Below are 9,044 nucleotides of genomic sequence, written 5' to 3' on the forward strand. Positions count from 1 at the left end.
CCTGAGGTATCCCCAGAAATTTTGTAGTTAAAATAAAAATTTAGGTGATTAGGGAACATTCATGGCGGTTCCCGATCTGATCATTCGCCAAAAATCCCACACCGCGGATGCTCGCCATGAATGTTAAAACTATGCTCGCTGATTTCCTCCGATTTGTCACCCCAAAAACCATGCATAAAGCCAGATTTTCTGTCTTGTTAGATGCGGTTACTGCTCTTGCTAAAGACGCTCGTTGCACCGTTACAGCAATTGGTCGCGCTATGCCAGGGCCCTCAGACAAAATCAGCATCAAGCGAGCCGACAGATTACTCAATAATGCCAATCTGCAACGAGAGCTACCATTGATTTATGCCGCGTTGACTGCTTCTGTTGTAACCCCCCATTCCCATCCAACGATTTTAGTCGATTGGAGTAATGCGGATACCGCCAAGCGTCACTTTATTTTACGAGCGAGTATTGCTGCGGACGGCAGAGCATTAACGTTGTTGCAAAAAATCGCTGCTGAAGAAGAGTACACCAGCCCCCGTTTGCATCAGGCATTCTTAGAACAACTTAAAGCTATGTTACCAGAAGGCTGCAAGCCAATTATCGTGACAGACGCCGGATTTAAAGTGCCTTGGTTAAAACAAGTACGCGAATTCGGCTGGCATTATGTCGCCAGAGTCAGAGGGAATGTGAAGCTGAAAGTGGCAGAGCAGGAAGAGTTTATCACTGTTAACCAATTTTATCGTAAGGCCAAAGCCAAGCCCAAGCATGTCGGCAACATCTTACTCACCCAATCTCAGAGCTATGAAACACAAGCTGTTTTGGTTGGAAAAGGTTACAAGTTATTGAAAAGAGATAAAAACAGGCAATACAAAGAGCCTTGGCTATTAGTTTCCTCTTTACCAGAAAGTCATGGATATGCCGAGAAAATTGCCAAATGCTATAGCTGCCGAATGCAGATAGAAGAAAGCTTCCGGGATCAAAAAAGTTACCGTTACGGGTTAGGTAGCGATCTACATGGTACTCGCAAGAAATCACGCTTGGAGATCTTACTGCTCTTGGCAGCCCTGGCTAACTGGTTTCATTACCTGCTTGGCAGTGCGGGTGAGAAGGCTGGCTTACAACGACGTTATCAGGCTAATACCGTTAAGCATAGACGAGTGCTCGCTCTTTGTTCCCTTGGGATACTGCTCTGTAAAGAGCAAAAGCTTAATATAAGTAGGCGATATTATCAGCAAGGGCTAAAGCAAATTTTGCAGTGGATAGCTCAGTGGTGCTGGACACCGGACGATCTGATAGAGTGTGGATAATATGGGGGAGCAATTTGTGGGGATCCCTCAGGCGACACGGCGTATTTGGACTTACAATTAGCGTGGTGCAATCGACGCACTTGTGAAACTAGTAAGGAAAGTGAATGAAAATCGAAGCGATTCAGCCCATGACAGTTGTTGAAGATATCCTTTGTGATATTTGTGGCTCGAGTGTTGTTCCACGTGATTACAAAGAACATATCGATAACCTCAACGGTTTCCGCGCATATGCCAAGTTACATGCTTCGTTTGGTTATGGCTCTACCCGCGACGGGGAAGAGTTTAACTTCGATTTCTGCGAGGACTGTTTTGATGCAGTTACAGCCAGAATTGAAGAGCTGAAAAGCATTCATGCTTCAAAGCGTTAATCGAACCTCTCCGTTCATGGCGACACGGAATTCAGCGATTACCCACTAATTTTCGTATTGTGTCTCTTTGGTAGTTGCCATAGTCTAGTCATAGGATTTACAACAAGAACTAAAAATATAAGCAATGGAGGCTTTATGTTAATTCTAACAAGACGAATCGGCGAAACCTTAATCGTGGGTGATGATATCACCGTCACTATTCTGGGTGTAAAAGGCAACCAAGTGCGCATAGGTATTAATGCACCAAAAGATGTGCCTGTGCATCGTGAAGAGATATACACCCGAATTCGTAACGAAGAACCTGAAAAAACCGGTTAGATTTTATCGGCTTCCAACTGAAGCCCGCTGAGAAATCTTTGATGGAAAAGCCCTTTCTAATCGTAGACCTAGAAGCAACATGCTGGGACGGCAACGTCCCCGAGCATGAGCGCACTCAAATAATAGAGGATATGGAAATTATCGAGTTTGGTTGCGTTATTACCGATAGAAACGGAACTATCTACGATTCTTGCTCTTTCTTGGTGCATCCAGTCCTTTATCCACAGTTAAGTGGCTTCTGCATGTCATTGACAAGCATTAAGCAAGAACAGGTAGATCAGTCACCAACCTACGTAGATGTCTTACCAAAAATCGACTCGTGGCTTGAAGCATTTAATGTCGAGTTTTGGGGCTCATGGGGTAACTACGATAAGAATCAAATTCAAGTCGAGTTTGAGCGACATAAGGTCGCACCTAAGTTCTTTTCATTAAAGCATGTTAATTTGAAAAAATGTTGGCGCAAAGGTAAGCCAAACAAGCAATCTTCAGCGCTAAGAAGCGCGCTTGAATACCATGACTTAGGGTTCGAAGGTACCAGCCATCGGGGTATTGTTGATGCTCTTAACATTTCACGATTGATGCCGAAAATCACCTGGAAGTAGACCAATGTGAGCTATGAACGTGCAACACATCCAAACTCTTGATTATTCGTGCAAAAAAAAGTCGCTAGAATCTGCAGGTTAGTAGTTCATCTTTGTAGGTACGATATGATTAGAAACCTTTACTGCCCTTATTGTCGCAACTTACTCAATGACGAGCCCAATTCACCAAAGAAAAGCTCTGTGGAACACATGATCCCTAATGCCGCACTTTCAAGAAAGCGTGGTAAAGGTGAAGGTGACTTTCTCGCCTGTCGAAAGTGCAATAGCCACAAAAGTAATATGGATTACGTAATAGGAGTTATCTCGAAATCTCAATCTGCTAACAGCAATCTAGTCGTTGATAGCTTGACTCGTGCAAGTACTCAAACAGATGGTCGTGAAAAGCGTTTTTTGGATATGATGAGAACAGCTGTTTGTAAGCCAGATGGTAATATTCATTTAGAAATTCCAATCCATGCGGATGACCTTATATCCTATATGCGATACCTCGGAATGGGACAGTATTTCAAGATTCACAAAAGACCTTTCAATCCTGAACGTTACGTGATGCATTTAGAGTTTATCAATAAGCAGGTGACACAGACATTCCAAGCGTCTTATCAGGATACTCATTATTCCAATCCGTTTTTGGACATTCAAGAAAACCCTCATGCTGAGGTTATAGGCGATGGAGAAGTGATTATCTGGTACAAAAAAGATGCCTACCTTTTTCTATTTCACCATTATGTTGGTTTCTTAATTGATATCAAAAAGCGCTGTCGCCGGCACACTGCGCGAGCAGAGCAAAAGGAAGCTTATATTCGAAAACACTTCAGGTACGGCAAGTTGAACTAGGTAGGTTTTGCGAAATGAGCTTTGTAGTGGTAGCTTAAAGCCCATAGTTGATATTGCTTCAGTAGGCGCAGTAAACTTTCAACTCAAATCCGACCAGAAAAAAATCTATTTGACTCACAGATTAAAACGAGTTTCTAAGTTTATTTTAGGATAAAGGTTTCATAATGAAGACTTTTAAGGATGTCTACATCACTTTAAATGAAGGTGATGTGGACAGTTTTATAGAGCACCTTACAGAACGTCTTAAACAGCCTTGGCGACGAGCTTATGATACTGAAGAGCGCTCGCAAAAATTGCGCGATAAAGCATTTTGCTTTGAACGCTTGAGTACCGATGAGCTCCCCTCCGCCGGTTTAAGTATTTTCCAAAAGGACTCCAATACATGGTACATACCTAATGTGGTACCACTTAACTACGGCCAACTCAATTTCGATGAGTACAACGCCGTTATTACTGACTTTTATGAGAACTTCATAAAAGTTACCGCAGACGCGCTTGCTATTCATTCGGATATCACAAGTGGCCTGATAACTGAAGCGGATATTCTAGGAGTGGAAGGCGCAAAAAAGCTTGAGCAATTCACTTCAATGGCGAATATGTCGTCTGGAAGCTCACATCCATCTGATAAGAGAAGATGGCTCGATTTTATAATTACCACATATCATCATGGTAAAAGGGTAGATACGCACGATTTGGAAAGACTATTGCTCACAAAAGGTTGGAGCGAATTGCATGCTCAGGAGCTTGCTATACAGTTTGAGTTTGGTATCGAGTTGTTAGAACAAAGAGATCATAGATAAGATGTTCGTTGATCTAAATACAGGCCTCGCGCAAATTTTAATAAAAGATAAGCCTATTTTATTCGTTGACACCTGCTCAATTCTCAATCTGTTTAATTCGATACATCAAAGTGAGTTGAGTGAATCTTATGTGATGGCAATGAACGAGTTAATTCTATCTCACTCGAAGGACCTTTGGTTAATTTCATACGAAACGATCTACGAAGAATGGAGAGATAATATTGACAATGTGGAGAAGACACTGAAGCGCGAGCTAGCTCGTTTAGATCGGAACATCTCAGTAGCTTATAATGTGTCCAATAAGTTACATCATACGAAACATAAGCTCCCCCACAAAGCATCTTTGTTAAGCCTTTCTGATTTCTTAAAGCAACAGTCAGAAATTTTTTTCGATACAAGCATAGTGCTTGAAAGACGAGACGTCCACTCGCTTCGAGGGATGCATAGGGTGAGAAGAAACCTTGCTCCGGCAAAGAGAGGAAAGCCGGAGCCGAAGGATTGTGAAATTGTAGAATGTTTCCTAGAGCTAGCTAAAGAACTCAGAGCTCATGCATATGAAAGCAGAATTCTTTTTTTAACGGCAAATAAGGATGACTTTGGAAAACCGCAAAAGCTGAAGCCTCCATTAGATCATGATTTTAGTAATGTAAATGCAGAACTTGTAACAAACATCGACCATGCGTTAGCAATCGTGAAAGAGCTCGTTAGCTAATTTTAGTTATGCTCGAAAGCCGTCGTACCCGTAATTCAAATAATCGCAAGCGTAACGCGAACCATCAATCTGAGAAGGTCGCGGGAGAAAACTCTGTCTAGTAGGAAGGTTATTTTGAAATGAAGGTCTAGTTTAACTCGCCTTGGTATGAACTGATGAAGCCTAATTGTCCACTCGCAGCCATCGTCTTAACACGCAACACTGCATTTTTATTCTCTTTGAGTGCAAATTCACGGTGTGGCTGCCCTCACCCTATAGGGAAAGACTCCCATCGTCATAGGCAGCAACCGGAGCGGCAGTTCTGAATATTCGAAATTGGGGGGGGTAAAGGACACTTTAGATGTAAAATTAGTATCATTTTATTCTGTAAATTATCATTTATTTCTGTATCTCACACAAAGAGCGACCCTCACTTTTCGCATCCCTGCCACGGCGTATACACGCCTTTCGTTTGGTCAGTAATGATTCACTGGACTGACTTGCAATTTGAACACAGTATGTAGAACAATAGCTGCTAATCTGATATCTCATGGAAAGGACAACATTATGCAAGAAGATAGAGCTTTAGATTTGGAAGATGAAATTGATCTCTCCAATGAGGCTGAAGAAGATGAAGCCCATATTCATTATGATATAGCGAGTTATCCTTCCGATTACACGTTGGCGGGTTTAGCAACAATGTGGGCGGACGAAGATATAGAAATCCCAGATTATCAAAGGGAATTTGTTTGGGGTCAAAAACAGTCATCCTTGTTAATAGATTCATTTCTTACCGGCCTTCCAGTTCCGCCCGTCTTTTTTTACATAGATGAGAATAACAAAAATCTGGTTATCGACGGCCAGCAGAGGCTGCTTAGTATTATTTTCTATTTAGAGGGTTATTTTGGAAAAGAAAGCACTCATGGCAAGCGGCAAGTATTTAGATTGACTGGGCTAGGAGAAAAAAACAAATACAATGGCAAGAGATTCGAAGACTTAGATGAGTCAGATCAAAGGAAGCTTAAACAAGCTGTTTTGAGAGCTATTAACATTCGCCAACTTGCCCCTTTAAAAGGGAACACAAGCGCTTATCATATTTTCGAGCGGCTCAATACTGGAGGTACGCCTCTCAAGCCTCAAGAGATTCGGAACTGTGTGTTCAGAGGGCGTTTCAGCCAGCTACTTAAAGATTTAAATAAAGATAATAGCTGGAGAGAAATACTAGGGAAAAAGCACCTAGATAAACACCAGAAGGATGTTGAACTGATCCTGAGGATATTCGCTTTGACTAAATCATGGAAAAGTTATGAAAAGCCTATGAAGGAGTTCTTAAACTTAGCTATGAAGAACAATCAAGAAGGAGATACTTCAAGAGTAGAGTATTTTATAAATAATTTTTCAAAGGTTACTGATTTTGTAATAGAGAATCTAGGCCCTAAGCCATTCAATATCCGAGGACCTCTTAATGTATCTGCAATGGATTCAGTTATGGTAGTTCTTTTGGAGAATGCCCCAAGACTTGAAAAAGTCGACCTAAAAACCCGCTATGAGATCCTCACAGAAAATGAGGACTTCATGGAGCTCACAAGTCTTGCAACAACAGATACAAAGATTGTTCGCGAACGTTTCGAACTGGTGAAAGAAATTTTATTGGGCTAGCAATGATGAGTTATCGAGATCATTTTGCGCAAGCCGACGATTTAATCAATCACCTAAAGACGATAATGCCCACGGTCGATGACCCAATGCTTCAACGCAAATATATAGGCTTTGTGTCTGTTACCGCCATAACGGTTTATGAGCTCGCAATAAAGCAAATATTCAAAGACTTCGCAGAAAAAAAGCATACGGTTCTTGGGAATTTTACCAAAAGCTATTTCAAAAGAATCAACGGTCGAATCGCTCTAAAAATAATCAAGGAGCAGTACGTTGCAAGTTTCGGCGAGAAATATCTCCGTAAATTTAAAGGTATACTCGAAATTGAAAGGGAAAAGCATCTTAGATCTGAGCGCCGAGACTTTTGTAGTTCATACGCTAACCTTATACTTTGGAGAAATGAGTTTGCACACGAAGGTAAAGTCACAGCGAATGCGACTTTCGATGATGTGGTTTTAGCGTATGAAGATGGAAAAAAAGTGATAGACTCTCTCAACTCCACAATGTATCGCTGAAGAATGCTGCGCTCCGAGTCATTATCTGAATTACGACTCAACAACACGTTATTGCAAATTGGAGTTGTAGACTTTTGAAGCTTTTTGCCGGTACGAGCAAATCAGCGATTGGATATTGCTGTTTCACACATTGAGACGCTAGTCTGAAGGAAGTTGGAATTCAATCTTTACCGGTCCTGATACGGAGGATTGAATGAGGTATGAGCCATCGTCGTTCACTTTAAGAAATCTAAAGGGAATGCCATCTAAATAGCCATCGACACCTTGCGTCTTGATTGGCTCTCCTGAAAGTTTGGCGCATACTAAAGCCTCTATCGCCTCAGCGCTCACAATGAGGTTTACCGATGATATTGAGAGACCGGAGCAACTCCGCACGGTGATTATTGAACATTTTCTCATTCTTGTGACTCGTCGAGTTAACCTATATCCAGCATTATCATTTTTCTCGCCCTATGTCGAGGTGCGCTGCCGACAGTCTCAAGCATATCAACAGTATCTGCTTGCGAATTAGGAGGGGTGGGCTAATAGTAATTTCCCGAGTATTTAGCTCAAGCACATCTATTAAGGATTTAACAGTGATTCCAGATCTCGTTCAATAGACATTACCCCCACCACAGGTACCCATTATCATCTATTTCGCCTGAGGTATCCCCAGAAATTTTGTAGTTAAAATAAAAATTTAGGTGATTAGGGAACATTCATGGCGGTTCCCGATCTGATCATTCGCCAAAAATCCCACACCGCGGATGCTCGCCATGAATGTTAAAACTATGCTCGCTGATTTCCTCCGATTTGTCACCCCAAAAACCATGCATAAAGCCAGATTTTCTGTCTTGTTAGATGCGGTTACTGCTCTTGCTAAAGACGCTCGTTGCACCGTTACAGCAATTGGTCGCGCTATGCCAGGGCCCTCAGACAAAATCAGCATCAAGCGAGCCGACAGATTACTCAATAATGCCAATCTGCAACGAGAGCTACCATTGATTTATGCCGCGTTGACTGCTTCTGTTGTAACCCCCCATTCCCATCCAACGATTTTAGTCGATTGGAGTAATGCGGATACCGCCAAGCGTCACTTTATTTTACGAGCGAGTATTGCTGCGGACGGCAGAGCATTAACGTTGTTGCAAAAAATCGCTGCTGAAGAAGAGTACACCAGCCCCCGTTTGCATCAGGCATTCTTAGAACAACTTAAAGCTATGTTACCAGAAGGCTGCAAGCCAATTATCGTGACAGACGCCGGATTTAAAGTGCCTTGGTTAAAACAAGTACGCGAATTCGGCTGGCATTATGTCGCCAGAGTCAGAGGGAATGTGAAGCTGAAAGTGGCAGAGCAGGAAGAGTTTATCACTGTTAACCAATTTTATCGTAAGGCCAAAGCCAAGCCCAAGCATGTCGGCAACATCTTACTCACCCAATCTCAGAGCTATGAAACACAAGCTGTTTTGGTTGGAAAAGGTTACAAGTTATTGAAAAGAGATAAAAACAGGCAATACAAAGAGCCTTGGCTATTAGTTTCCTCTTTACCAGAAAGTCATGGATATGCCGAGAAAATTGCCAAATGCTATAGCTGCCGAATGCAGATAGAAGAAAGCTTCCGGGATCAAAAAAGTTACCGTTACGGGTTAGGTAGCGATCTACATGGTACTCGCAAGAAATCACGCTTGGAGATCTTACTGCTCTTGGCAGCCCTGGCTAACTGGTTTCATTACCTGCTTGGCAGTGCGGGTGAGAAGGCTGGCTTACAACGACGTTATCAGGCTAATACCGTTAAGCATAGACGAGTGCTCGCTCTTTGTTCCCTTGGGATACTGCTCTGTAAAGAGCAAAAGCTTAATATAAGTAGGCGATATTATCAGCAAGGGCTAAAGCAAATTTTGCAGTGGATAGCTCAGTGGTGCTGGACACCGGACGATCTGATAGAGTGTGGATAATATGGGGGAGCAATTTGTGGGGATCCCTCAG

Annotated in this window: 10 protein-coding genes; all 10 read left to right on the forward strand. The window is 42.3% G+C overall.

The window, feature by feature from the left end:
* The first annotated feature begins 107 nt into the window (after positions 1 to 107).
* The 10 genes from EFO84_RS02025 (at position 108) to EFO84_RS02070 (ending at position 9,013) form a co-directional block, all read left to right on the forward strand.
* The gene (locus EFO84_RS02025; RefSeq protein ID WP_127346155.1) at positions 108 to 1,295 is read left to right on the forward strand and encodes an IS4 family transposase; all 1,188 of its coding nucleotides are present in this window, start codon (positions 108 to 110) and stop codon (positions 1,293 to 1,295) included.
* A gap of 104 nt (positions 1,296 to 1,399) precedes the next feature.
* Positions 1,400 to 1,663: a hypothetical protein gene (locus EFO84_RS02030; protein ID WP_127346406.1), complete on the forward strand. Its 264-nt coding sequence runs from the start codon at positions 1,400 to 1,402 to the stop codon at positions 1,661 to 1,663.
* A gap of 135 nt (positions 1,664 to 1,798) precedes the next feature.
* The gene (gene csrA / locus EFO84_RS02035) at positions 1,799 to 1,981 is read left to right on the forward strand and encodes a carbon storage regulator CsrA (protein ID WP_126756871.1); all 183 of its coding nucleotides are present in this window, start codon (positions 1,799 to 1,801) and stop codon (positions 1,979 to 1,981) included.
* 41 nt (positions 1,982 to 2,022) lie between these two features.
* A complete protein-coding gene (locus EFO84_RS02040; protein WP_127346407.1) occupies positions 2,023 to 2,583 on the forward strand; it encodes a 3'-5' exonuclease in 561 nt (186 codons plus the stop codon).
* Positions 2,584 to 2,763: 180 nt separating this feature from the next.
* Positions 2,764 to 3,417 (forward strand): hypothetical protein, encoded by a 654-nt coding sequence (locus tag EFO84_RS02045; RefSeq protein WP_127346408.1) that lies wholly within the window; start codon positions 2,764 to 2,766, stop codon positions 3,415 to 3,417.
* A 164-nt stretch (positions 3,418 to 3,581) separates the two neighbouring features.
* Positions 3,582 to 4,217, forward strand: a complete 636-nt coding sequence (locus EFO84_RS02050) for a DUF1889 family protein (RefSeq protein ID WP_127346409.1) — start codon at positions 3,582 to 3,584, stop codon at positions 4,215 to 4,217.
* Position 4,218: 1 nt separating this feature from the next.
* Entirely contained in the window at positions 4,219 to 4,929 is a 711-nt protein-coding gene (locus EFO84_RS02055; RefSeq protein ID WP_127346410.1) for a PIN domain-containing protein, read from the forward strand.
* Positions 4,930 to 5,475: 546 nt separating this feature from the next.
* On the forward strand, positions 5,476 to 6,567 hold the full coding sequence (locus EFO84_RS02060; protein WP_127346411.1) for a DUF262 domain-containing protein: 1,092 nt from the start codon (positions 5,476 to 5,478) through the stop codon (positions 6,565 to 6,567).
* 2 nt (positions 6,568 to 6,569) lie between these two features.
* Positions 6,570 to 7,079 carry a HEPN domain-containing protein gene (locus tag EFO84_RS02065; RefSeq protein ID WP_205701923.1) on the forward strand — a complete coding sequence of 170 codons (510 nt, stop codon included), beginning with the start codon at positions 6,570 to 6,572 and terminating at the stop codon, positions 7,077 to 7,079.
* A 746-nt stretch (positions 7,080 to 7,825) separates the two neighbouring features.
* Positions 7,826 to 9,013, forward strand: coding sequence for an IS4 family transposase (locus EFO84_RS02070; protein ID WP_127346155.1), 1,188 nt, complete (start codon positions 7,826 to 7,828; stop codon positions 9,011 to 9,013).
* Positions 9,014 to 9,044 lie beyond the last annotated feature (31 nt).

The sequence above is a fragment of the Pseudidiomarina mangrovi genome (assembly GCF_003999375.1).
In the GTDB taxonomy this organism is placed as follows: domain Bacteria; phylum Pseudomonadota; class Gammaproteobacteria; order Enterobacterales; family Alteromonadaceae; genus Pseudidiomarina; species Pseudidiomarina mangrovi.